We start from the raw sequence: 25051 nt of genomic DNA, 5'->3' as shown, positions 1-25051 counted from the left end.
AATAAAGGTGGTGGTAATATGCAGAAAGGTTCAAAAAAATGGTTTTGGATATTTGTAGGGCCTATATTATTTGCTTTTACAGTAGTGCTGGTAATACCTACGCTAATGGGAATCGCTTACTCATTTACATCTTGGAATGGGATAGCTAGTAAAATTGAATATGTAGGGTTTGAAAACTACATAAAAGTATTTAAAGACATAGAATTTTTTACAACCTTTTGGTTCACTGCCAAGTTTGCGGTAGTTTCTATCATAAGTATCAACTTAGTAGGCTTTTTACTAGCGCTTCTTGTAACTTCAGGATTAAAAGGGAGCAACTTTTTAAGAGGGGCATTCTTTATACCTAACCTCATAGGAGGATTAGTACTAGGATTTATATGGCAATTTATATTTACAAAAGGGTTTGATGCAATAGGTGCAAAGTTTGGTATAGAATTCTTAAGAGGATGGCTCTCAACTGAGGCGACAGGGTTCTGGGGACTCGTTATTCTTATGACATGGCAGATGGCAGGGTATATGATGGTTATTTACATATCGGGCATACAAAACATCCCTGACAGCGTCTTAGAAGCAGCGGCTATAGATGGCGCCACTAATTGGCAAGTACTAAAGGGTATTACCATACCACTTGTAGCACCAGCTTTTACAGTAGGTATCTTCTTGACCTTATCCAATTCATTTAAGTTATATGATCAAAACTTATCACTAACAGGCGGAGGACCGGGTAATGCTACACAAATGGTAGCTATGAATATCTATAATACAGCATTTAAATTTAATACGTTTGGGCTCGCTCAGGCGAAGGCTGTTATCTTTTTGATTGTACTGGCGATGGTTGCATTAACACAAATGTATTTGAGTAAGAAGAGGGAGGTAGAAATGTAATGGTAGAAAAAAAGACAAGTAAACTTGGATTAGGTATTATCGGAATTTTTTCAGCAGCACTATTTCTAGCTCCATTTTATCTTGCCGTTATCAATTCTCTAAAAACGCAAAAAGGTTTTTTGATTGATGTCATAGGGCTGCCGGGTAAATACTTTACACTCAATAATTATGTAGAAGCTTTTATAAAACTAAACTTTTTAAGATCCGCCATGAATTCTTTGCTTATAACGGTTATTTCAATACTGCTTATTATAGTATTTGCCTCCATGGCAGCTTGGATGCTTGTTAGAACTAAAACAAAGGGAAGTACATTTATATTTTTACTGCTTTCTTCAGCACTGCTTATTCCTTTTCAAGCAGTTATGCTGCCCCTTATAAGAATTATGGGCCAGCTTAATTTGTTAAATCCTGGGGGCATTATATTTATGTATTTAGGATTTGGGGCACCACTTTCAGTTGTACTTTATCATGGATTTGTAAAAAGTGTACCCGTAGAAATAGAAGAAGCGGCTGTTATAGATGGCTGTAATAAATTTCAGATTTTTTGGAGGGTAGTATTTCCGCTTCTTAAGCCAATCACAGTAACAGTTTCTATATTAAATGCTATGTGGATATGGAATGATTTTCTTCTTCCACAACTTGTTATTAATAAACCAGAGTGGCAGACAATACCACTTAAAATGTTTTACTTTTTTGGTCAGTTTTCAAAGAGATGGGATTTAGGTCTTGCTGGATTAATCATAGCCATGCTACCTATTATTATATTTTATTTGGCAATGCAAAAGCATATTATTAAAGGCGTTATGCAAGGGTCAATCAAGTAATCTATGTTATACATAGGATAAGCTTCATAAGCGTATAAATATAACACTGAGTATCATATCAAATATAAAGGAATATAATAAAAAAGTGATAAATAGAAAATAATAGAGATGATTTCTATGTAAAGTGGAAGTCATCTTTGTTTAATTATAGAGAAATAACATATAAACTTGAGTTATTCATCACTATAATGTTGTTTCACAGAATGATTTCACATCACTATTATCGTGAATAACTAAAATTTAAAGATGTGAAATCTATATATAAAAAAATAATATAAAATGCATAGGAAAAAAATTATAATGATTAAAGACGAGCTATAAATTGACTTTTTAAAATAATCATAATAGAATCAGAAATGAAAACTATATTTATAGATCATACATTTAAATAAATTAAGACGTATTAACAAATGAAATCTTACTTATAGATTATATGATAGAATGATGCTTATTAAATAGGCTAATAATTCATGTAAATAATTCATGTAAACAAATGATAAGGGGGGATAAAATGACTATTACAGATATTGCAAAAATTTCAGGGGTAGGGGTAAGTACTGTATCCAGAGTTATAAATAACCATCCAGATGTAAAAGCTGAAACAAGAGAAAAGGTACTCGGGATTATTAAAGAATACAACTATGTACCCAATAATAGTGCTAGAATACTCAAACAATCCAATACGAAAAACATAGGCATTTTAGTAAAAGGGGTATTCAATCCGTTTTTTTCAGCTATACTAAAAAATATCAGTACCAGTGTAGAAGGGGCAGGCTATACGATGATTTTGCAACATCATAATAACCCCAATGATTTAGATACACTTGTTGGATTTATTAAAGAAAAAAAGCTTCAGGGCGTTATCTGCTTGGGAGGCAACTTTATAGATATAAAAGAAGAGAGTTTTGACGATCTTGAGGTAGCTATTGTTTTATTATGTGTGAATATGAAAACACAAAAAGCATGGAATAGTTTTTCTACAATAGGTATTGCAGATGATAATGCGGCCTATGAAGCCACAAATTATCTTATACAAAATGGACATCGCAATATATGTATTATGTTAGGTGACAAGGATGACTTGGGTGTTGGGGTCATAAGATATGAAGGATATAAAAAGGCCCTTGAGGATAATGGGCTTGAGACAAAAGATCATTACTTAATATATGGAGAATATGAAATCAATAAAGCCTATGAGAGAGCAACTGCTTTTTTGAAGGAAAATAAAGAAGTAACAGCCATTTTTGCTATATCGGATATGATGGCTATAGGGGTAGCTAAGGCGGTTGTAAACTTGGGTCTAAGAATCAGAGATGATATTTCTATCGTTGGCTTTGATGGCATGGACGTTGCCAAGTATTACGAGCCAACGCTTACAACTGTTAAACAACCAAAAGATGAACTCTCGAAGATGAGCGTTGATTTGCTATTTGAGCTCCTTAGTGGTGAATCACAAAATAAACATATCGTATTAGATGTGGAGCTTCTAGAGGGCAATAGCACAAAAAAGATTTAATATAAATTAGCACTAAGGAATAATATTTGAGGAGAGAAGGTGAGTCTGATAATGAGTAGAGCGAGTGGGATTTTGATGCATATATCTTCTTTGCCAGAAGACTATGGGATAGGAACATTTGGGGAACAGGCCTATAAATTTGCAGATTTTCTTAAAGCATCAGGTCAAAGCTATTGGCAGATACTTCCATTAGGACATACAGGTTATGGAGATTCACCCTACCAAGCTTTTTCGGCGTATGCAGGCAACCCCTATTTTATAGATTTTAAACTACTCGAAAAAGAAGGCCTTCTTAAAGAAGAAGACTTTGAAAATATAGATTTTGGGATAGATGAAACGGAAGTAGATTATGGCAGGTTATTTGAAAAGAGGTTTGATATTCTAAGGATAGCTTATCATAATGGCAAAGATATGTTAAAGCAAGAAATAGCCCTATTTAAAGCAGAAAATAAGCTTTGGCTTGAGGATTATGCAATGTATATGGCGATCAAAAATAAAATGGGTCTTTTAAGCTGGCAAGAGTGGGATGACGCTATTAAGTTAAGAGAGAAAGAGGCACTAGAAGCCTACAAAATAGCATTAAAAGATGAGATTGAGTATTGGATTTTTGTGCAGTATCAGTTTTTTAAACAATGGAGAGCTCTAAAAGCTTATGTTAATGACTTAGGTATAAAAATTATAGGAGATATTCCGATTTATGTAGCGATAGACAGCGCTGATACTTGGGCGAATGCAGAACTGTTTAAGCTGGACACTCATAAAAATCCAACTGTTGTAGCGGGATGTCCGCCAGATGCTTTTTCAGATACAGGGCAGCTATGGGGTAATCCTATCTATGACTGGGAGTACTTAGAGCAAACAGGGTTCAGTTGGTGGATAGATAGGATTAAAGAAAGTTTTAAGCTCTATGACGTGGTAAGGATAGATCATTTTAGAGGCTTTGAAGCTTATTGGGAAATCCCTTTTGGAGATGAAACAGCCGAAAACGGTAAATGGGTAAAAGGCCCTGCTATGAAGCTCTTTGATGCCATTTATGCAAAACTTGGAGAAGTGGCTATTATTGCTGAGGATTTAGGATACCTTACGCAGGAAGTCATAGACTTTAGAGATGTAACTGGTTATCCTGGTATGAAAATACTTCAGTTTGCATTTAGCACGACAGAAGAAAGCAGCTATTTGCCCCATAATTATAATAAAAACTGTATCGTTTATACAGGTACCCATGATAATGACACAACAGTCGGTTGGATAGATACAACGGGCGATAAAAAAGATGTAGCGTATGCCAAAAAGTATCTCAAGCTTGATGATAAAGAAGGTTGCCACTGGGGAGTTATAAGGGGGGCGTGGAGCAGCACAGCAGAAACGGCTATAGCGCCTATGCAAGATTTTTTAGGCTTAGGCAACGAAGCCCGTATGAATAGACCCTCCACCCTCGGCATTAACTGGAAATGGAGAATGAAAAAAGATGTCCTGACTCAAGGATTGGCAGATAGAATATACGAGCTTACAGCGTGCTATAAAAGAGTAGAATATTAGGAATAGAATAATGGGGAGAATAATGGGGGACGCTTCTTTAAGACTGAGGGTTAAAGCAGAGTAACAGGGGACAGTTCTCTAAGGTAATAGGGGGACAGTTCTCTAAAATAGAGTAACAGGGGACGGTTCTTTAAAATTGAGGTTATAAAAGGGATGAGATTTGTAAAATCTCATCCCTTTTATAATAATGTCTGAAAAGTAATATCTAGAAAATAATAAATATAGTCAATTGGAAAAGTTTATTAAAGGACTTAAAGGACAGCCCTTTGGAGCGCGCTTATCAAAATCACAAGGCAAAAGAGGCAGGGATCTTTCAAAGTTATATGAGAAGTCCCAGAATAATTTTTAAGATAGATCATCAGATAGAGTATTTAGAAAATCATCTGCAGTATTATTCGTAATATCATCAGTGAAGTTATCAGGAAGATCATCCGATATATTTTCTGATTCAGCAGAAGGTATATTATCTTGGGAACCAAAAGATGAAGTATCTTCTATGTCATGCGTTATATCATTGGATAAGTTGTTTTCCAAATTACTGTCTTCTAAATTGCGATCCTCTAAATGAGTATCTTCTAAATCACTATCTTTGGATACATCTCCCATTTCTTCAGGGGAGTATTCTAAATCCCCAATAATTGTATCTTCGATTTCGTAGCAGATATCACAGTCGGTGTATATTTGCTGTTTGATAAAATCTAAAAGAGTATGTGAAAGATGGCATAAGTTTTCCTCGAGGTGAGTGATAAAAGCAGTACAAGTTAAAGAAACAACGTTTTCAGGCTGGTATGCATTAGCCCCATAGTGAACAATAGAACAGGTATTTATATAGCTAGGTGATAGAGTACATGAAGGATTGTACGTAGGTAAAATACCACCTGTGTAATTTGTACTTGAGTGTGATGATATGTTTGATACACTGCCATAATTATAGTTTGAAAGTAGTGTATAGCCATTATAACTTAATCGCCCAATAATACCTCCCGCATAGAGGGTGACAGTCTGAGCAGGGGGGGCTGCGCTGGCATCGGTTTGGATGGTTCCGCCATTTAGACAATAGCTTATATTTGTCTTATTCATTGCATAGGCTATTATTCCGGCAGAAGCCATATCAGTAGTTAATTTTGTTGGCTTTTCAGTTTCAATTAAACCAAAGTTACTGCATTTAGTTATATTACTTATACCATTACCTATAGATTCACCAACTATACCACCAGAATAAATTATGGCTTTAACAGAGCCATGGTTATAGCAATCATTAATATTAATTTTACTTGAAGAGGATAGATTTAACAGATTAGCTATTCCAGAAGCACCGTATATGCCTTTTATTGAACCATAGTTATAACAGTTATTTACAATGCTGGAGGAGTTATTTTCAGAATACATATGTCCAACAATACCGCCGGCGTAATAGGAGCTGCTAATAGATGCATAATTGTAGCAGTTTGAGATACTTTTAGTAGTACCAGCAAAGTTCACAAAAGCTGCAATGCCTGCAGCGAGACACTTGTCGTCATGATCGGCAGTTATCTCGCAGGTAGCATCAAGCGTAATATTACGGATACTGCCTGCTGTGACTGCAAATAAGCCTGCATACACATAAGAAGTAGATGGTATATTGTCATTTGGTCCTATAGAGATCTTTAGATTAGAAATAGTGTATCCGCCACCATCAAAATCACCTTCAAAAGGCTTACTGTCTTTGGCAGGTTTACTTATAACGCCTGATGAGAATCTATCAGTTTTTATGCCTATGGGCGTAAAGTTGCTGCGCTCAGAAGATGTGTGATCATCAAAAGGATTTGCAAAATCGAGATTATTTATTATTTTAAAATATTTATTTTTTGTAAGTTGTCCATCTGCCACAAATGAACTTAAATTCTTAAGATGCCTTACAGAAGAGATCGTTATGGGAGTCGCTGCACTGTTACCAATAGAATTTGGGTGAGTGGTAATATTATTGTAACTAATATTCGCAAAGTAAGTTGCAGTATACTGACTAAGGGGGTATGGAGAGTCGCCCGCGAGAAGGGGAGCTACTATTTTTAAAGTATAGATAGAGTCATTGTTTAGAAGTATAGGTATAAGATAAGCATCTTGAGTGTTATTAAAAGTAAAGGTATGCTGTAGACTGCTTGGAGGCGATATGGTATCACTTGGATTTTCTTCGTAGATAGCAAGATTAAGATTTTGTATAGTCATATTATTTACAGGATCAGAGTATGCCTTTACCTGCAAGAGACCGTTGCTAGACTCTTGTAAATCAAATACGGGCATAGATAGAGTTGCTGTGGCCGTTGCACTAATATCATCTGCAATAGCAGTGATAGAAACAACATATTGATTATCTAGGGTTAGCTGATAATCAATAGGGGAGAGCGTAATGATCGGGGCTGTTGTTTGCACTGAAAAATAATCAAAGGAATTCTGTAGATTAGTTATTTTAAAGTCATAAAGGGATGCCAAAGGGACAGTATCCCAGTTGAAGTTAAGCTCTGGGTAATTTGTAAGATTTATTGAAATATTTGATGGTGCATCAAGGTCGGGGATAGGGGTGTCAGGAGAATCATCATCTAGAGGAGGGGTATCCTGATCAGGCTCGTCAGAAGGATTACCCGGAGGGATGTTATCGTCTTCGGCAGGAGGTTCGTTCTCAGGATCATTTTGAGATGGATTGTCGTCATCAATAGGAGGCTGATCTGCGGGGGATTCAACTATAGGTCCGCTTGGAGGTGTATTATCATCTTCGGAAGGTGTTTCATCTGTAGGAGCATTTGGTGAGGAAGTGTCATCTGAAATAGGCGGATCAACAGGTGGGTCATTTATAATAGGTATTTCTATAGTGGAATTATTATTAGTTGAAGGAGATGTATTATTATTAGGTATAGGGGTAAGCGTATAGGGATAAATAGCATACTTTTTGGAGGCTGCGTCATATAAAGATATAGGACTGTCTAAAATAGTTGGGGTAAGGAGAATAAGTTTTTTTATAGCGCTTTCTGGAGTGGTAACGAGCCGGACGGTGCTTATTTTATTTTCAACTATCATAGATTCAATAATGGTATTATTTTTAATGATTAAAGAATGATCACCACAGCCATTTACATATAGATTTCCTTGAACATGAACGCCGTCAAGGGTTATGGAACCTTTATCTATGCCTTCAGCCAAATATAGATTGCCTGATATAGTCATATTTTGAAGCACTACATTAGGCGTATTAATAATAAGATTACCAAGTACATCATTGGAATAGGTACAGGGAGCATAAATAAGTTCTTGGGTAAGCTGATCGATTAACGTAATGAAATCTAATCGAGTAAATAAGGCGTTGGGGGCTATATTTTGGGGTGTTATTATATCTTCAATACTTGTGTTGTAGGCCTGTGATAAGCTTTCTAGAGCTTCTTTGTAAGTTAGAGGTGAAGCCGGATTAAAAGTATGCATTGAGCTAATTGAGCGAAGACTCATTATATTTTTTGACACTATAGGGTAGACAGAAGGAGCATACCAGTTTGTAGGAGAAATATCTGAAAGTACTAGTGTGGGTTCGGTATGGCTAAGACCAAAAAGACGGCAGATAGCTGCTGCAAGTTCTGCACGGGTCATGGGTTGGTTAAGTCGGTAGGTGCTATCAGGATAGCCTAAAATAATGCCTTTATTTATCCAATTTGAAGCCATACTATTTGTTTTAGCAGATAACTCGGTAGTGTTAGCAAATGCAGGAAACGAAGAGGTAATTAATAGTGCAAATAGAATAGCTAAGATAATTGTTATATAGCTTGTCCTTTTCATTAAAACACCCTTTTCTCATAAAATATGTTGTAGAATTCTATTTATTTTAAGTATTCACATAAATATAATAAACCAATCATTAATTTAAAAAAAGATAAAATACCAAAAAAAGTAAAAAATATTATGAGTGGATAAAAAGAGAGAACTAAAGAGAGGGGGACGGTTCTCCAATTTTGCAGTTATATATATTTTATAACAGTAAAATTGGAGAACCGTCCCCAAATACTCCACTACTCCACTATATAGTCTCATGGTGTTCGCAATGTATATTTTTTGGGTAATTACAAATAATGTTATAAGTATGTGGTTTAGAAGAAAGAAAAGAGGAATAAGATATGGAAATGCTAAGAGACATGTTTTCTATTTATATAGTGGTAGTTATGATGGGGATAGGGGCATATATGGTATTTATTCAAAGCAGAGACTTAATACATGTAGTGAAGTTAAAAAGAGAAGGTTCATTTGCTAAGATAGTTGGGTGGTTTTATATAGCCGTTTCAATAATAGGGGTTGTAATTATAACATTATGAGATAGACAGAGGGAAGGAGAAGGTGTATGGCAAAACAGCAAGGTCCAACTAAAATAAGTGTTGAGGGCATATATCATGATAAAGAAAACAAAATAAATATGGAGTTGTCTACAAGTTTAGAGGAAAACATTAAGAATTTGGATATTTTATTTAAGGACTGCGTAGATGTTGTTAAAAGGGAAGTGGATATAAGTAAACAAATACCCTTTAGAGTTTTAGGTGTATATATTGACGGAATGATCAATAGAGAACTATTAGATCATTTTTTCTTAAGCAGAATTATTGACTATAAAAATTTAAATGGTAGTATTTTTGAAAGCGATAAAACACCGACGCAGATTATTATGGAGCATTTTTCTGCTACTTTTGATATTAAAGAAGTGGATAAAATGGATGATATTGTTAGATCAATATTATCTGGGGATAGTGCTATATTTGTTGATGATTCTAAAAAGGCACTGGTTATAGCAACAAGAGGATGGCCTAATAGAGGGGTCGGAGAGCCTGCGACGGAGAATGTAGTCAGAGGGGCCAGAGACGGATTTACTGAGAGTGTCAGATTTAATACAGTCCTTATTAGAAGGCGAATTAGAGACACGAAGCTTAAGGTTAAATCATTAAGTTATGGTATACGAAGCAGAACAGATGTTGCCGTTATGTACATGGAAGATATTGCAAAGCCTGAACTTATAGACGAAGTTATGGAAAGGCTTGATAAATATGAAGTAGATGCCATTTTTGACAGTGGCTATATAGAACAGCTTATAGAAGAAAGCTGGAAAAGTCCTTTCCCACAGACGCAAGCAACAGAAAGGCCGGATAAGGTAGCGTCCAGCCTCTTAGAGGGTAAAGTAGCTATCGTAGTAGATAATTCACCTTTTGTTATTATAGTCCCTACAACACTTAATGCGTTTTTTCAAGCTTCAGAAGACTATTATCAAAGATGGCAGATTATGAGTTTTACGAGAGTATTAAGATATTTAGTATCTTTTCTTTCTTTTACACTTCCGGGGTTTTATATAGCGCTACTTAATTTTCAGGCAGGCATGATTCCAACGCCATTTGCAATAGCTATAGCTGCTGCACGGGCGGGTATTACCTTTCCTTCCGTATTAGAAATACTTGTCATGGAGCTCACTTTTGAACTATTTCGGGAAGCTGGGATACGTATACCAGGAGCGATCGGCCATGTCATAGGTCTTGTAGGCGGTATCGTTATAGGACAAGCAGCAGTAGAGGCGAGAATCATAAGCCCAATGATTATCATCATAGTTGCGTTTACAGCAATATGTACTTTTGCAATACCAGATTATAATCTTACATCAGCTTTTAGACTCATTAGATTTTTCTTTATTATAGCATCTGCTTTATTTGGATTATATGGATTCTTACTAGCAATGCTTTTTGTACTTGCACATCTTTCTTCTCTAGAAAGTTTCAGAGTACCTTATCTTGCACCATATTGTGCCTCTGATCGTAATGAATTTAAAGATTTGAAAGATACGATACTCAGATTTCCGACGTTTATGCAGGTTACACGGCCAATTTTTGCAAAAGAAAACCAGCGTATACGTATTCGGCTAAAAGAAGACAGACTTGATCAAGATTTAGAACCAGGCACTGAGAATGGTAATAACAATAATTCAAATAAAAGAGGTGAGTAGATGTTTTCTCATAATAGCAAAGTATCAGTAAGACAGGTTGAAATACTACTTATACTTCAGATGTTTAATACGAGTATACTATTGCTTCCAAGAATTGCTGCTAACCATGTAGGGAGAAATGGATATATTCTTCCTATTGTCGCTCTTATTTTCGGAATGCTGTATCTTTACGCTATAACGAGCCTTACGAATAGATTTAAGGGAGATACTATTGTCGAGTTTATGCCTAAAATACTTCCTAAGGCTATTGGTTACTGTGTTATTGGTCTATTTGCACTTAAAATTCTCATTACTACAGGACTTGAAATGAGAATGTTTGGTGAGATGGTTTCTCAGGTTATGCTTCCTACAACGCCCCTGCCGGTTATTATCTTATCGTTACTCCTTACAACAGCATATCTGGTAAAATCAGGGATTGAGGCAACAGCCCGTATGGCGGAGGTTCTTATGTATTTTATATTTTTTCCTCTGGCCATAGTGCTTGTGTTTATAATCGCTAAAGCAGATTACAAGCAGCTTATGCCTTTTTTTGAAACAGATATGGTGAGTATCGGAAGAGGGGCATTCTTTATAAGTCTTTCATTTATGCCGATAGAGTTTATGCTTATTTTAGCAGGACTTATGAAAAAGCAAGAAAAATCAAGGAGAGCTATGTTATTAGCACTTATTATTATTGCAATCATAGAAGCAATAGTTATTGTTTCAACTTATATAGGGATAGGTGTCAATGAAACAAATAAGCAAATATGGCCGGTCTTAACATTAATGCAGAGTGTACAATTTCCAGGTTCGTGGATAGAAAATCAAGAAGTTTTTATGATGACAAGCTGGGTATTTAGTATATATATGTACATTAGTTCAGGCCTATATTTTACTTCACTTATGGGAAGCAGGAGTTTTAAGTTTAAGAGAGAAAATATATTTCTGCTGCCTATTATCCCTGTTGTTTATTTTATAGCTATATTTCCTAAAAGCTTAGTAGATGCCTATAAATATTACATTATGTTCCAATACCGTTTTGGTATATGGTTCTTATTTCCGATTCCAATAATTCTTCTTGGTATAGCTAAGATGAGAAAGGCAGGGAATACAAATGAATAAGTTTAAATGGTTATTTCTACTCATATTCCCTCTTGTATTAACTGGATGCTGGGATAGTGTAGAACTGGATGAAAGACATATCATATTGGATATTGCATTAGATAAAAATCCTGACCTGGATTTAAGCCAGCCTATTAATGAGCAGCAATCCTATCGCATAACATATGGTGTACCAGACATAGGGCTATTATCAGGTAAAGAGAGTCTTGCAGAAAAGGTAAAAACCAATATAACAACAAATAGTGTTTCAATAACAACAAGTATAGATGAGGTTGAAAAAAAGACACAAGATACAGTGACACTTAATCATACAAAGGCACTGATTATTGGAGAAGAGCTCTTAAAAGATAAGGGTTTATTAAGAGCGGCTATAGATGCACTCCTTAGGGACATGAAAATGGGAAGAAGTGTTACACTTCTTGCTGTAAAAGGTCTTGCGGGAGATTTTGCGCGAGCCGAAAACCCTCAAAATCCTATTATAGGGATGTATGTCATGGAGTATTATAATAATAGAGAGCGAGGCGCAAGTCGTGCAAAAGAGCAGCTGTTAGGAAATTTTATAAAAGAGATAGATGATACAGGGGTAGCCACTATTCCTATCATAAGTAGCAATGAAGAAGGGATTATTCACATACGTGGGGCTGCACTTATTAAGGATTATGAACTAGTAACGTGGCTAGATGAAGAAGAAGTAAGAGGCGAACTGTTTGTTGAAGGAGAAGTGCGAAGAGCACCAGTAGTTGTTGATTATGAAAATCAGTATTTAACCTATATGATTAAGGAACAAGAAAGCAAAATTGCTTTTAAAGAAAATAATGGCTCATGGGAATGTTATATTAATATAACAACGACTGGAGATATAAAAGAATATGTATCAACTGATGATAAAAATATACTTAATGAGCAAAGTATATCAAAGATAACAGAGATTCTTAAACAAGAAATAGAAAAACAAGTCAATGTAGCAGTCAATAAATCTAAAGAATTAGAAGTAGATTTTCTTGAGATAGGCCTAGAAATGTACCGCAAACATCCAAAGCAGTGGAAAAACTACAAAGATACATGGGATAAAGGAGCATATAAAAATCTACCGATACACGTAAGCGCTACAGTGAATATCCAAAACACAGGTGTATTGCAATAACGAGGGTAACGAGAGGGGACGTTTCTCCAATTTTCCAGTTGCACTAGCAATGCACTGAATTGGGAACAGTTCTTTGAATTTGTGAATTTGGGGACAGTTCTTTAAAATAGTGGGTAGATGAAGTTGAAATTTCTTCAAAAGGTAAAAAAATAAAGGCAAACTGTATTAAAAATATGTTTTTGGCTATGCTCTAAAATAAAAAGGGTGAATGAATATATGCCAAGAGGACCTAGAGAAAAGTGTGAGTATAGTACGTATCATATTATGGTTAGGGGTAACAACAAACAAGATATTTTCGAAGATGAAGAAGATAGAATTCAATATTTGAAGAGACTAAAAAGATATAAAGAAAAGTTTAAGATAGAAGTATATGCATACTGTCTTATGACAAATCATGTACATCTTCTTATATATGATAATGGACAAGATATTTCAAAGGTAATGAAAGGTCTTAACCTAAGCTATGTCAGATACTTTAATAAAAGATATAATCGTTGCGGGCATTTGTTTCAAGGGAGATTTAATAGTGTCATGGTTAAGAGAGATTCTTATTTTATTGAAGTATCTAAATATATACATTTAAATCCAGCGGAAGCAGGTATGGTTGGAGCACCAGAAGATTACAAGTGGAGCAGTTTGAAAATGTACTTGGGAGAGCGTGATTCTTATGAAATAATAGATAATAGGCGTATACTAGCATACTTTTCAAAAGATTATAAAGGCAGTATGAAGTTGTATGCTGAGTATATGTATAATAAGGAGATTGAGGAAGAAGTGGCTGTGGCCATTGAATCGGGACATAAAGGGATAAGGGCTGAAGTAGCTGCTACAGGAGCGTCTAAAGAAATGAATGAAGACCAGATTCTGGCCGTAGTATCAAAGCATTTTAATGTCCACAAACTACAATTGTTAAAAAGAAATAATAAAATTCATCAGAAGCAAAGAGATCTTTCGATATATATTATGGCGCTTATAGGAAAAATGACTTATAAACAACTAGCAGAAATATTTTATGTAAAACCACCAGCTATTGGAGAAAGCATAAAAAGAGCTATTAACTTAATGATAGAAGACCAGAGTATTCAAGAAGAAGTAAATAAGGTATTAAAACAAATAGCATAAAGTCTTTAATAATACTTATAGATTAAAGGCTTATTTGTGTTGTGTAAATATATTTTTATTTAAGGAGCGAATCATAAAGAAGTTAGTAAGTGGAAAATGAAATAGAAGACAAATACATAAAGGCAACGTAGTTAAACTATTACGTTGCCTTTTCATGCGTATAAAAGTATTGTAAACAAGATAAATAAAAGATAAATAAAAGACTGTCCCCAAATATCGTCACAATATCCCCAAACATCCAAATATCGGCAATCTAAACCGGAAGAATAAAGAAACGTCCCCAACTATCCGTCGCCAGGAAAAATAAAGAAACGTCCCCAATTACTCGCAATTACTCATTTCTTAAAAGTTAAGTAATCGGAGATAGAACTTAATGTAACGGGATAGTAAGGTGACCATTCGGGCGGAAATAGTGCTCTATAGAGAGAACTCGTAAATCTATCATCTATTAAAAGTATTATGCCGCTATCTTCTTCAGTTCGTATAAGGCGCCCAGCTGCTTGAAAGACTTTATTTATGCCAGGGTAAGTATAGGCATAGTGATAACCATTTTTGCCATTTTCATTAAAATAATTCTCGATAAGTGTACGTTCTAAGCAGAGTTGAGGAAGGCCTACCCCCACTATGATTACACCAATTAATCTATCGTATTTTAAATCAATACCTTCGGAATAGATTCCTCCTAGAACACAAAAGCCAATATGAGTATCAACAGGGTTTGCTTTAAACTGCTCTAAAAAAGATTCTCTTTCAACCTCACTCATATTAGAAGATTGAACATGGAGGGTATAAGACGAACCGTATATTGTTGAAAAAGCATTATAAACATCAATAAGATACTTATATGAAGGAAAAAAAACAAAATAGTTTCCCGCCTTGTTATCAACAATTTGTTTAATGTAACTGCAAATATGTGCATAACTATGCGCTCTATCTTGATACCTTGTGGATATATCTGTAGCAATGAGCCGAAGGTATTTGGATGAGTCAAAAGGAGAAGCCAACCTGATCGCTGTATCATCTTCACCACAAAGTAAATATTTATAATAATCTATAGGCAAAAATGTTGCAGAGAATAAAATAATACTCTTAAATTTGGCCATTGTTTCACCTAATAAAAAAGAGGGATCGATACAAAATAGTTTAAGCGTAATATCCCCATTTTCACTACTCGCATAAGTAATATATTTATCATCATAGAGCTCAAATAGCTTGAGAAAATTATATATTTCAAAATACATATCTATCAAAGAACTCTCAAGAGAAGATCTAGAGGACTTTTGAAACTGTTTATCGCATAAGTTAATAAATTGCCGAAGGAGAGGATAAATACTATTTGGTGCTTCTTTTTTTATAAAAGGCAAGCCTTGTGCAAAATAATCCTTTTTTATATCTAAAAGGTAAGTGTTAATTTTTGAAAGAGCTGTTTTTATAGAATTATAAGATTTGGGAAGAACTTTTTTTGCAGATAATATGTTTTTCTTAGAAAGGCTGGCTGAAAACATATCGCGTGCTCTATCTACTAAATTATGTGCTTCATCTATTAAAAGTACATAATCACGGGCATCCAAAAAACGTTTAAGCGCAACGGTTGGATCAAAAATATAATTATAGTCACAGATAATGACATCCATCCAGAGTGCAAGGTCAAGACTTAGTTCAAAAGGGCATACACGATGCTTCTTAGCAAGTGTTTCAATAACATCTCGCGTAAATAAATCACTAGTATTTAGGGCATCCCAAATAGCAGTATTTACTCTATCAAAGTGTCCCTCGGCATACATACAATGAGAAGGTGTACAATGTGTTGTTTCACAAAAACAAATTTTATCTTTAGCAGTAAGCGTAATACTTTTAACGCGTGTCCCTCCAAGTTGAATAATATTTAGAGCACTTTCTGCAACTGATCTGGTAATGGTTTTCGCTGTGATATAGAAAATTTTGGAGATCTGTCCCTCGCCCATAGCTTTTAAAGAAGGAAATAGGGTAGAAATAGTTTTTCCAATGCCTGTTGGTGCGTTAACAAAAAGCTTAGAAGAGTTAACAATGCTTTTATAGACATGAACTGCAAGTTCTCTCTGACCGGCCCTATATTTTTCAAAGGGGAAAACCAGCAGTTTTAAAGAAGCGTCCCTTAAAGCACACCAGTTGATATAAAATCTAATCCAAATGATATATTGATCTGTCAGATCCTCAAAAAATGTTTTGAGTTCAGCATAATTATAAAATTTTAAAAAGCGCTTAGTTTCCTTTGTATCTAAGTTATAATAGGTTAATTGCCCACCTATTTTAGACAGGTTCTTATCAGCAGCGTACATAAAGGCATAACATTTAACCTGCGCTAAGTGAAGGGGGTTATAGTCTTCTTCTATCATATCAAGCGAAACGGTAGTTGACTTAATCTCATCTATAATCAAAACATCTATATTCTCTATAATCCCATCGGCGCGGCCTTCTATTATAAAGCTTATATCATCATAGGTACAAGTATGTTTTAAAATGACCTCGCTCGTATAATTATCTCCCATAGATTTCTGGATCTTCTTATGAGCTCTAGTGCCCAATACTGCTCTTGAAGAACTGACAATAGTTGAAGCGTCTAAATTACCATGTTTTAATATAAATTCAATTAAATCACGAACGGAAACAGAAACAGTATTATTATTTATACGCATGCTATTCACCACACAAACAAGAAATTTATAAACATCAAAATTAAATAACTGTCCCCAAAGAGCAGTTCTAAAAGACGTACCGCCAAAAAGGAAGATTAAAGAAGCGTCCCCGAAATATGTTCGAAAAAATTTTGAGGAAGGTGTATAAAAAATAAATATGAGTCAATAATTACACTAAACGTTAATTAATATGGGGGACATCTTATGAAAAATATTATCAGACAGTATTTGTTTCAAGTATTTCAAACAAAAAATTATAAAAAGTTTTTATACATTGTATTCATTGTAGTATGTTTACTCACTATTTGTAAAGTCACTATAGGTACATATACACATTCGGTTACAGAGGCTATTTCTGATAAGGTCATTAGATTTCATGTGGTTGCAAATAGTGATACAACAGCAGATCAACTGCTTAAGCAACAAGTAAGAGATGAAGTTATTGCGTACATGGAGCCTATGCTTAAGGAGTCAACAAGTATAGATGAGACAAGAATGCTTGTTAAGAAAAATTTATTCAATATAGAAGAGATTGCGAAGAAGGTAGTTAAAAAGTGGGACAAACAATATAAAGTTTATGTGGCACTTGATTATGCTAATTTTCCTACAAAAGCTTATGGCGATGTGGTGCTGCCGGCAGGAGAATATGAGGCTTGCAGAATTATTATTGGAGAAGGAAAAGGACAAAATTGGTGGTGTGTTATGTTTCCGCCCCTATGCTATATTGATGCAGCAAGCGGTGTAGTTCCCCTAGAAGGCAAGGATCAGCTTAAAAAAGAACTCAATGAAGAACAATATAATCTTATTGCTCATAAAAAAGGAAGTCCTTATCAAGTAAGATTTAAAATAGTTGATACAATCAATTCATACCTAGATAAGCCTAATTATAACCAAATTCCAAAAAAGAAATAATTAGCCAATTGCTTCAAATAAAGGGAAAATAGGGGAATTGTCTCCGATCTTCCCTTTTTGTAGTTGAATATTATTAAATAAAGTAATAAAATATAGTAAGCATCAAGTATGATTAAGAATAGAATATAAATGTAGGTTCTGTAAATAGGAGGAACATAATGAAACAAGATATATTATTGTTATTTGGTGGATGTTCATCAGAACATGAAGTGTCACTCAAATCGGCGACTACAATCATAAACAATATCGATAAATCAAAATATGAGGTACACTTAGTTGGTATCACAAAAGAAGGTAGATGGTTGTTATATAAAGGCAATGATTTTGATCTTTCGACAAATAACTGGGTGACAAGTGGTATTCCGGCTATATTAAGTCCAGATCCTACACATAAAGGACTCTGTATCCTTAGAGGAGAAGGACAAGAACCGATCTATGTAAACATAGATATCGTATTTCCAGTTCTGCACGGCAAAAATGGAGAGGACGGAACGATACAAGGTCTATGTAAGCTTGCACAAATACCATACGTTGGTTGTGGTGTTTTAGCATCAGCAGTAGCTATGGACAAAGGTTTCACAAAAATAGTTGTTGAGGCAAAAGGGGTTCCGCAAGCTAAGTTTGTTCTTGTAAAAGAAAGAGAACTTAAGCAGATGGATCAAGTTGTGAACAAAATAGAAGAAGCTTTTGCATATCCTTATTTTATTAAACCAGCCAATGCGGGTTCTTCGGTAGGAATCTCTAAGGCTAAAAATAAAGAAGAGCTTATAGCAGGCTTGAATGAAGCGGCCAAACATGATTCAAGGATATTAGTAGAAGAAACCATTGTTGGCCGAGAAGTTGAGACTGCTGTACTTGGTAACGAAGAGGTAGAGGTATCAGGTGTTGGTGAGATTCTGGCAGCAGCAGAGTTTTATGACTTTGATGCTAAATATAACAATGCAGAATCTAAAACTGTAGTAGATGCAGATTTGCCGCAATCTACAAAGGAAAAAATCAGAGCCTATGCAAGAGAAGTATTCGACGCTGTAGAAGGTAAAGGGTTATCAAGAGTAGACTTTTTTGTTAAAGAAGACGGGAGTATTATATTTAATGAAATAAATACTTTGCCAGGCTTTACGTCTATTAGCATGTATCCGATGTTATTTGACGCAGCAGGTACTCCTATTCAAGAGCTTATCACAAAATTAATAGAACTTGCTGCATTATAAGGAGAAAGTATATGGACTCTAGACCAATAGGAATTTTTGATTCGGGTGTTGGGGGGCTTACTGTTGTTAAAGAAGTGATGCATAGTCTTGTAGGAGAATCCGTTGTCTATTTTGGAGACACTGCAAGAGTTCCTTATGGGAGCAAATCAAAACAAACAGTAACCAAATTTTCTGCCCAAATCATAAGATTCCTTCTCACACAAGATGTAAAAGCTATCATAATAGCGTGTAACACAGTCAGCTCAAACAGTATTGAAGAATTAAGAGATATGTTTCCTAATATCCCTATTGTAGAGGTGGTAGGGCCGGGAGTGCACATGGCACTGCATACAACCAAAACAGGCGTAATAGGGGTAGTTGGGACTCAGGCGACTATAGCGAGTAATAAATACCCGGAGTTGCTGCTTGCCCAGGATGCAGCTTTAAAAGTATACGGCAAGGCTTGTCCGCTTTTTGTACCACTCGTTGAAGATGGATGGGCAGACCATGATGTAGCGTATCAAGTGGTAAAAGAGTATTTAAAACCTCTGCTTGAAAAGAATATAGATTCGCTTATTCTAGGTTGTACACATTATCCGATGCTTACACATACCATTAAAGAGATTGTAGGCACTCAAGTAGAACTCATTAACCCAGCAGAAGAAGCTGCAAAACAAATGGGGGATATACTGAGTAAAAATAATATGTCGTCAAACAGCATAAACCCAGAATATAAATTCTATGTCAGCGACTCAGAAGAGCAGTTTAAAAAAATGGCACAAATATTTTTAAATAAACCTATAGAGCATATAGCTACAGTTCCAATAGAAGAATATTAAAAGATAACTATGTAAAACATAATAAGAGCGTGGTAGGTTTTTTAGGCCTACCCTTTTATTTTGAAATAGGAAAGTTCGTCTTGCTTGCAAGGCTTGTGAAAAGAAGTGATGTTCCTAACTTGTTCTATAAGGAGAATCAAATGAAAGATATAAACATTAAAGTATATGATAAACAAACGTATGAAACTCATGATGATACTAAAGAAACTGAATTTCAGGGGCAATTAGCTTTTAGAAATGAAAGTGTCTATATTACTTATAAAGATGATGAAATGAGCGTTTCTACAATTATTAAAACAAAAAATGGCATCGTTTCTGTTAAGAGACAAGGGGCTTTAAAAGGCAACTTGGAATTTGATACTGAAAAACCGCATACAACTATCTATTACACGCCTTATGGTGAAATGGAAATACAGATTATTACTAAAAAGTGTGAAGTGTATATTTTGGAAAAAGGCATAAAAATATACATCGAGTATAAAATTTTAATGCAAGGAAAGCTTATAAGTGATAATATATATATGATTGTTGCAAATTAACAACAACCTAGGAGTAGATCATACAGATAAATTAAGGGGGCATGTTATGAGTACTATTAAAAAAGCAATAATACCAGCAGCAGGCTTAGGTACGAGGTTTTTGCCTGCAACCAAAGCGCAACCCAAAGAGATGTTGCCTATTGTAGACAAACCGACTATTCAATATATAGTAGAAGAAGCAGTGGCCTCAGGGATACAAGATATTATTATCGTTACAGGACGTACAAAAAAAGCGATCGAAGATCACTTTGACAAATCAGTAGAACTTGAGATGGAACTTGAGAAAAAACAGGACAAAGAACTCCTTGAAATAGCGAAGTCTGTTTCGCAAATAGCCAATATCTACTACATAAGACAAAAAGAGCCCAAAGGCCTTGGACATGCAGTGCTTACTGCAAAGACCTTTATAGGAGAAGAACCTTTTGCAGTGCTTCTTGGAGATGACGTTATTGATTCTGAAAAACCTGCACTTAAACAAATGATAGAGGTCTATGAAAAATACAATGCATCTGTACTCGGTGTTCAAACTGTAGATAAAAAAGATGTCAACAAATATGGTATTGTAGACGGCATACAAATAGAAGATAAGGTATATAAAGTTAATGACATGGTTGAAAAACCACCAGTTGACAAAGCACCTTCAAATGTAGCTGTTCTTGGCAGATACATTATTACACCAGCAATTTTTAAATACCTGGAAAAACAAGAAATAGGTGCAGGCGGAGAGATACAGCTTACAGATGCACTCAATAAACTTGCAAAAGAAGAACCAATGTATGCTTACGATTTTATAGGCAAACGCTATGACGTAGGGAATAAAATGGGATTTTTGCAAGCCACAGTAGAATTTGCGCTCAAACGAGATGAACTAAGAGAAGAATTCAAAGAATATCTAATAAATATTACACAAACCTTTTAAGCATAAGCCGATGGGTAAGCCGATGGGGACACTTCTCCAAAGTTGAGGTTTAGAAGGGCAAAAAGATAGAGGGACGCTTCTCCAAAGTTGAGGTTTAGAACAAACTAAACCAGTAACATTGGAGAAGCGTCCCTAAAAAGTTCTACAAACCTTTTAAGCAGATGTAAGCTGATGGGGACGTTTCTCAAATAATGAGGTTTAGAACAGACTAAACCAGCAATATTGGAGAAACGTCCCCAACTATGGTCAAGTAATTTTAAATAACTGTCCCCAATCTATGGTCATCAATCTTTGTCTAATTGTGGAATCTTAAATCCATAATTTACCAGGTGGATTTCTTAGGTTTTCTGCAGTAAATACCAAAAAGTTCTAAATGGATTGGTAAATTAAGCCGATATAAAGTATAACGAAAAAATATTAAGGAGGACAGATACAGTGAAGAGACTATATAAAATTGCCGGCATCATCTGTTTATCATTAAGCTTAGGTACTACTACTTTTGCTAACTTATCCCCGTATCTTAATGAAGACGAGTATAATGATATACTAAGAGATAATTTTAATGAAGATCAAGGGATTGTCGTAGAAAATGACCCGCAGTTAGGTTATATCGTGTACAAAAATAACAGCGGTCGAACGGTTACAAAAAACTACTTCAGAGAAGAAATAACAGTAGAAAAACAACCTTATTATGAATCTGAAGATAGACTTGGCTACTTAGATGAGCTCTTTCCAAACTTTAGATTTGATCCAAGAGATACAACGATCGACGCTATAAAAGCAGGAGATAATATCTATATTAGAACGAATAAAGATGATTATGTAACCTATATCAGTGCTTACAACGACTATATTATGCGCTATGGCAAGGTAAACGCCTTTACTTTTAATACTGCAGAAACAGCAAATCTTTTGTTAGAAGACGATAAAGGACGGATATATTCTTATGATGTGCAGCTTAATACCCCTGTGACAAAAGGCGGTACCCTATATACGATAAGCAAAATAAGACCTGGAGACTGGATTAAAGTGCTTGTAGCTCAAAAAATATTGGGTGAAGGTGTTGTTGACGAAGAGCTCAAAGAAATTGTAATAGATAATGATTCAAGATACATATCTAATATCTACAGAGGTCAAATAGCTGGGATCAATACCTTCAAAAACCTGCTTAATCTCAAAGATACACGTACGTTCGTTAAAGCTGGATGGAGTGCTTATACTTCTCTTAAAGCAATAAGTGTAGATCCTAAAAAAGCAGAATCTTACTTAATTGGAAATCCTGTTTCACTAGACTATGTTGCGAGATATTTAAGAAACGGAGACAACTATGTTTATGTGGCAGCAGAAAACCATATGGGCAAAGAGAATGCTGTGAAATTAAATTTTCAAAGCAAACTCCAAAGAACACTTCCTCCTACAACTGTAACTTATTCCTCACCAGGCGTGGTCAGACTGCTTTCAGGGGAGACGATTCATATAGCAAAAGATGCGATTATAGTAAGAGACAAGAGACTTATAGAATCCCATAATATCATGGTCGGCGATGTGATGCAGGCTGTCATAACAGGTGAAAATAAGTTAGCTATCGCAAGTATTACAACTGATCTCACAACAGGTTCGTTACAAATATTCAGAGGACGTATTAAGAAAATCAATGACCGTGAAGATTTTGAAGTTGAAAGCTTCTCTAAACTCGAGGGCAATACATGGTATTTCCACCCAACGCCTCAAACATTTAGTATTGATAAACAAACCAAGTTCTACACAGCAGAAGGCTTTGTGGCTGGAGGGATAGAAACATTCCTAAGCTACGGCGAGAATTCTCAAGTAGGAGAAGTCTATACAGTAGTTGCAGTGGGTGAGAAAGCCTATGCTGTTATAAATATGCCGTATACAAGAGAATCCCTTAAAGGTGAAGTTTATGAAGTGAGTGCCGATAGCATTAAAGTGAAGGATGTTTATTATTATCATATCAGTCAAAAGAAATGGATGGAGTATAGCCGCAGAAATACTGGTGCAACGCTTACGGTTACACCAAATACAGTGATTATAAAAAATGGTAAAGTAATACCTGCCACAAGTCTTGAAAAAGGCGATAAAGTTAAAGCTATGCTTGAAGTTAACTTAAAAGAGACAGATGGCAGCGCAGAAAGTTACATCATCATAGTAGAAGGATAGGAGGCTTAGCATGAAAAAAATACTTACTATAGGCATAAGTTTTATACTAGCAGTTAGTTCACTCAGTGCACTAGAGGGAGAAATGGGGTATTTTGGCGGCATCAGTACAGGGGTAAAGCTTCCGACTATCGTAGAATTATCTCAAGCTAAAAAAGCAAGTGCAACAACAAGATATACATTACCCTACAAAGAAAACGTCTATCTCGCAGGCAAGCCAGAAACAGTTGAAGGCACCATAGAAATCAGACCCGGAAAAGGGATAGATAAAACTAAAGGTAGCGGTAAATACAACGAGGTCTACACGATTAAAGCTGAAAGTGCAGATGGCACGACCAAAGTTACAAGAAATATTACTTTTGAAACGCAATATATATATGAAGCATCAAGAAGACAGACGACCAAAACCTCAAAAGTTACAAAGTGGACTGAAATAGTCGTGGCAGCAGGACAAACCTATCAGCTCGACTCCAAGCAGTCAAGATATACCAAAAGTATCCTAGAGGACTATACTCCGGGAGTAACTTACTATAGAGGAGATATTCAATATGATGCAGTTTATAATCAAATAACAGCACAAAATGGTATCCCTATCACCGTTTCAGTACATGGTCCTATATATGGTTATGAACAGGCCTTTGCTAAAACAGAGACACAACGAAGAAGTATTGCCATTGATCTAGGTGGAGATCAATACTATATAGAGGAAACACCAACCTTTACAGTACATAAAGATATACAGTACGGCGCCAACGAGCCAGATGCTTTTAGCCTTGAAGGCAATTATAAAGAACTTATAAGAAGTGAAGGGGTGCTGGGGTATAATATACTTATTGGAAGTCCGGAACTTTATGATGATGAACTCACAGGAACGCTGAACATTACTGATTCACCAAGAATAGAACAGCTTTCTATCCCAAGTTTACCAAAACTCAAAGGGCATCCAGCAGAAAGCGATATCAAAAAAATGTACAGCATGAAAATTTTTACAGAATCTGCAGCCACCTTTTCACCAGGTCAAGCAGTTACCAGACAAGAGTATGTAGAAATGCTTGTGCGCGCACTTCAGATGCCACTACCGGATCCGCCTAAGAAGACTAATACAGCCTTTGGCGGCGCAAACGCCAATAATGGAGAAACGTCCCCCTTTAATGATGTCAGCACTACCAATGCTTTTTATCCTTATGCGAGGGCAGCTTATAATGCAGGACTCATTGGTGGAGGTACGATTAGCCCCAAGAGAAACCTTACAAGGGAAGAGATGTATGTACTTAATATGAGAGCTATAGGTCTTGAAAGATTAGGGATAGGGACAGGTGGTGTCTACACACCATTTATAGATGATAAGCAGATTGCAAACTCTGCTAAAGGGGCTATTTATGCATCCAGTAAATTAGGCATAATTACACCAAGTAACGGCTATGTATTTCCAAAGAAAGTTGTAACTAAAGCCGAAGCAGCAGCTTTCTTTGGCCAGCTTATTGACTACTTAAGATATGATCTGCAAAAAGACTACACTGAAAAGATGCTTATGAACTAAAAATACGAGAAAATAAAAACTGTCCAAGATTGAACTGGACGGTTTTTATTTTCTCAGTCATATGCTCAAACCCTCAATATTGAATAACTGTCCCCAAAGTTTTGGAGAAGCGTCCCCCAAGAGGTATGACCTCAATATT

General features: G+C 35.5%; 18 protein-coding genes. 16 read left to right on the top strand and 2 right to left on the bottom strand.

Annotation, left to right across the window (positions count from 1 at the left end; genetic code table 11):
• Positions 1-18 precede the first annotated feature (18 nt).
• The 4 genes from BN3326_RS11330 (at position 19) to malQ (ending at position 4764) form a co-directional block, all read left to right on the top strand.
• Positions 19-885, top strand: a complete 867-nt coding sequence (locus BN3326_RS11330; RefSeq protein ID WP_069999339.1) for a carbohydrate ABC transporter permease — start codon at positions 19-21, stop codon at positions 883-885.
• Positions 885-1709 (top strand): carbohydrate ABC transporter permease, encoded by an 825-nt coding sequence (locus BN3326_RS11325; RefSeq protein ID WP_069999338.1) that lies wholly within the window; start codon positions 885-887, stop codon positions 1707-1709. Before BN3326_RS11330 ends, BN3326_RS11325 begins: the two co-directional genes overlap by 1 nt.
• A 511-nt stretch (positions 1710-2220) precedes the next feature.
• On the top strand, positions 2221-3225 hold the full coding sequence (locus tag BN3326_RS11320) for a LacI family DNA-binding transcriptional regulator (RefSeq protein WP_069999337.1): 1005 nt from the start codon (positions 2221-2223) through the stop codon (positions 3223-3225).
• Between the two features lie 51 nt (positions 3226-3276).
• On the top strand, positions 3277-4764 hold the full coding sequence (gene malQ / locus BN3326_RS11315) for a 4-alpha-glucanotransferase (protein ID WP_069999336.1): 1488 nt from the start codon (positions 3277-3279) through the stop codon (positions 4762-4764).
• A gap of 345 nt (positions 4765-5109) precedes the next feature.
• Here the strand turns inward: malQ and BN3326_RS11310 are convergent, their stop codons facing one another.
• Complete coding sequence (locus BN3326_RS11310) at positions 5110-8562, bottom strand: S-layer homology domain-containing protein (protein WP_069999335.1); 3453 nt, start codon at positions 8560-8562, stop codon at positions 5110-5112.
• Positions 8563-8897: 335 nt separating this feature from the next.
• Between BN3326_RS11310 and BN3326_RS11305 the strand changes: the two genes are divergently transcribed.
• The 5 genes from BN3326_RS11305 to BN3326_RS11285 all read left to right on the top strand — a co-directional run bounded on the left by BN3326_RS11305 (position 8898) and on the right by BN3326_RS11285 (position 14123).
• Positions 8898-9092, top strand: coding sequence for a CLC_0170 family protein (locus BN3326_RS11305; protein WP_069999334.1), 195 nt, complete (start codon positions 8898-8900; stop codon positions 9090-9092).
• A 26-nt stretch (positions 9093-9118) separates the two neighbouring features.
• Positions 9119-10756 (top strand): spore germination protein, encoded by a 1638-nt coding sequence (locus BN3326_RS11300; protein ID WP_069999333.1) that lies wholly within the window; start codon positions 9119-9121, stop codon positions 10754-10756.
• The gene (locus tag BN3326_RS11295) at positions 10757-11857 is read left to right on the top strand and encodes a GerAB/ArcD/ProY family transporter (RefSeq protein WP_069999332.1); all 1101 of its coding nucleotides are present in this window, start codon (positions 10757-10759) and stop codon (positions 11855-11857) included.
• Positions 11850-13001 carry a Ger(x)C family spore germination protein gene (locus tag BN3326_RS11290; protein WP_069999331.1) on the top strand — a complete coding sequence of 384 codons (1152 nt, stop codon included), beginning with the start codon at positions 11850-11852 and terminating at the stop codon, positions 12999-13001. Before BN3326_RS11295 ends, BN3326_RS11290 begins: the two co-directional genes overlap by 8 nt.
• Positions 13002-13217: 216 nt before the next feature.
• Positions 13218-14123 (top strand): transposase, encoded by a 906-nt coding sequence (locus BN3326_RS11285; protein ID WP_069999330.1) that lies wholly within the window; start codon positions 13218-13220, stop codon positions 14121-14123.
• A 335-nt stretch (positions 14124-14458) separates the two neighbouring features.
• Here BN3326_RS11285 and BN3326_RS11280 read toward each other — a convergent pair whose 3' ends face one another.
• Entirely contained in the window at positions 14459-16798 is a 2340-nt protein-coding gene (locus tag BN3326_RS11280) for an ATP-dependent DNA helicase (RefSeq protein ID WP_069999329.1), read from the bottom strand.
• Positions 16799-17002: 204 nt separating this feature from the next.
• Between BN3326_RS11280 and spoIIR the strand changes: the two genes are divergently transcribed.
• From spoIIR to BN3326_RS11245, 7 genes are all read left to right on the top strand, one after another.
• The gene (gene spoIIR / locus BN3326_RS11275; RefSeq protein WP_069999328.1) at positions 17003-17710 is read left to right on the top strand and encodes a stage II sporulation protein R; all 708 of its coding nucleotides are present in this window, start codon (positions 17003-17005) and stop codon (positions 17708-17710) included.
• Positions 17711-17868: 158 nt separating this feature from the next.
• A complete protein-coding gene (locus BN3326_RS11270) occupies positions 17869-18921 on the top strand; it encodes a D-alanine--D-alanine ligase family protein (RefSeq protein ID WP_083258652.1) in 1053 nt (350 codons plus the stop codon).
• 11 nt (positions 18922-18932) lie between these two features.
• Entirely contained in the window at positions 18933-19739 is an 807-nt protein-coding gene (gene murI / locus BN3326_RS11265; protein ID WP_069999326.1) for a glutamate racemase, read from the top strand.
• Positions 19740-19879: 140 nt separating this feature from the next.
• Positions 19880-20278 (top strand): YwiB family protein, encoded by a 399-nt coding sequence (locus BN3326_RS11260; protein WP_069999325.1) that lies wholly within the window; start codon positions 19880-19882, stop codon positions 20276-20278.
• Between the two features lie 46 nt (positions 20279-20324).
• Positions 20325-21197 (top strand): UTP--glucose-1-phosphate uridylyltransferase GalU, encoded by an 873-nt coding sequence (gene galU / locus BN3326_RS11255; protein WP_069999324.1) that lies wholly within the window; start codon positions 20325-20327, stop codon positions 21195-21197.
• Between the two features lie 435 nt (positions 21198-21632).
• Positions 21633-23375 carry a hypothetical protein gene (locus BN3326_RS11250; RefSeq protein WP_069999323.1) on the top strand — a complete coding sequence of 581 codons (1743 nt, stop codon included), beginning with the start codon at positions 21633-21635 and terminating at the stop codon, positions 23373-23375.
• Between the two features lie 10 nt (positions 23376-23385).
• A complete protein-coding gene (locus tag BN3326_RS11245) occupies positions 23386-24912 on the top strand; it encodes an S-layer homology domain-containing protein (RefSeq protein ID WP_069999322.1) in 1527 nt (508 codons plus the stop codon).
• Positions 24913-25051 lie beyond the last annotated feature (139 nt).

This window comes from Cellulosilyticum sp. I15G10I2 (assembly GCF_900095725.1).
GTDB lineage: Bacteria > Bacillota > Clostridia > Lachnospirales > Cellulosilyticaceae > FMMP01.
Note: the sequence above shows the minus strand (reverse complement) of the source record. Positions and strands in the feature narration are given on the sequence as shown.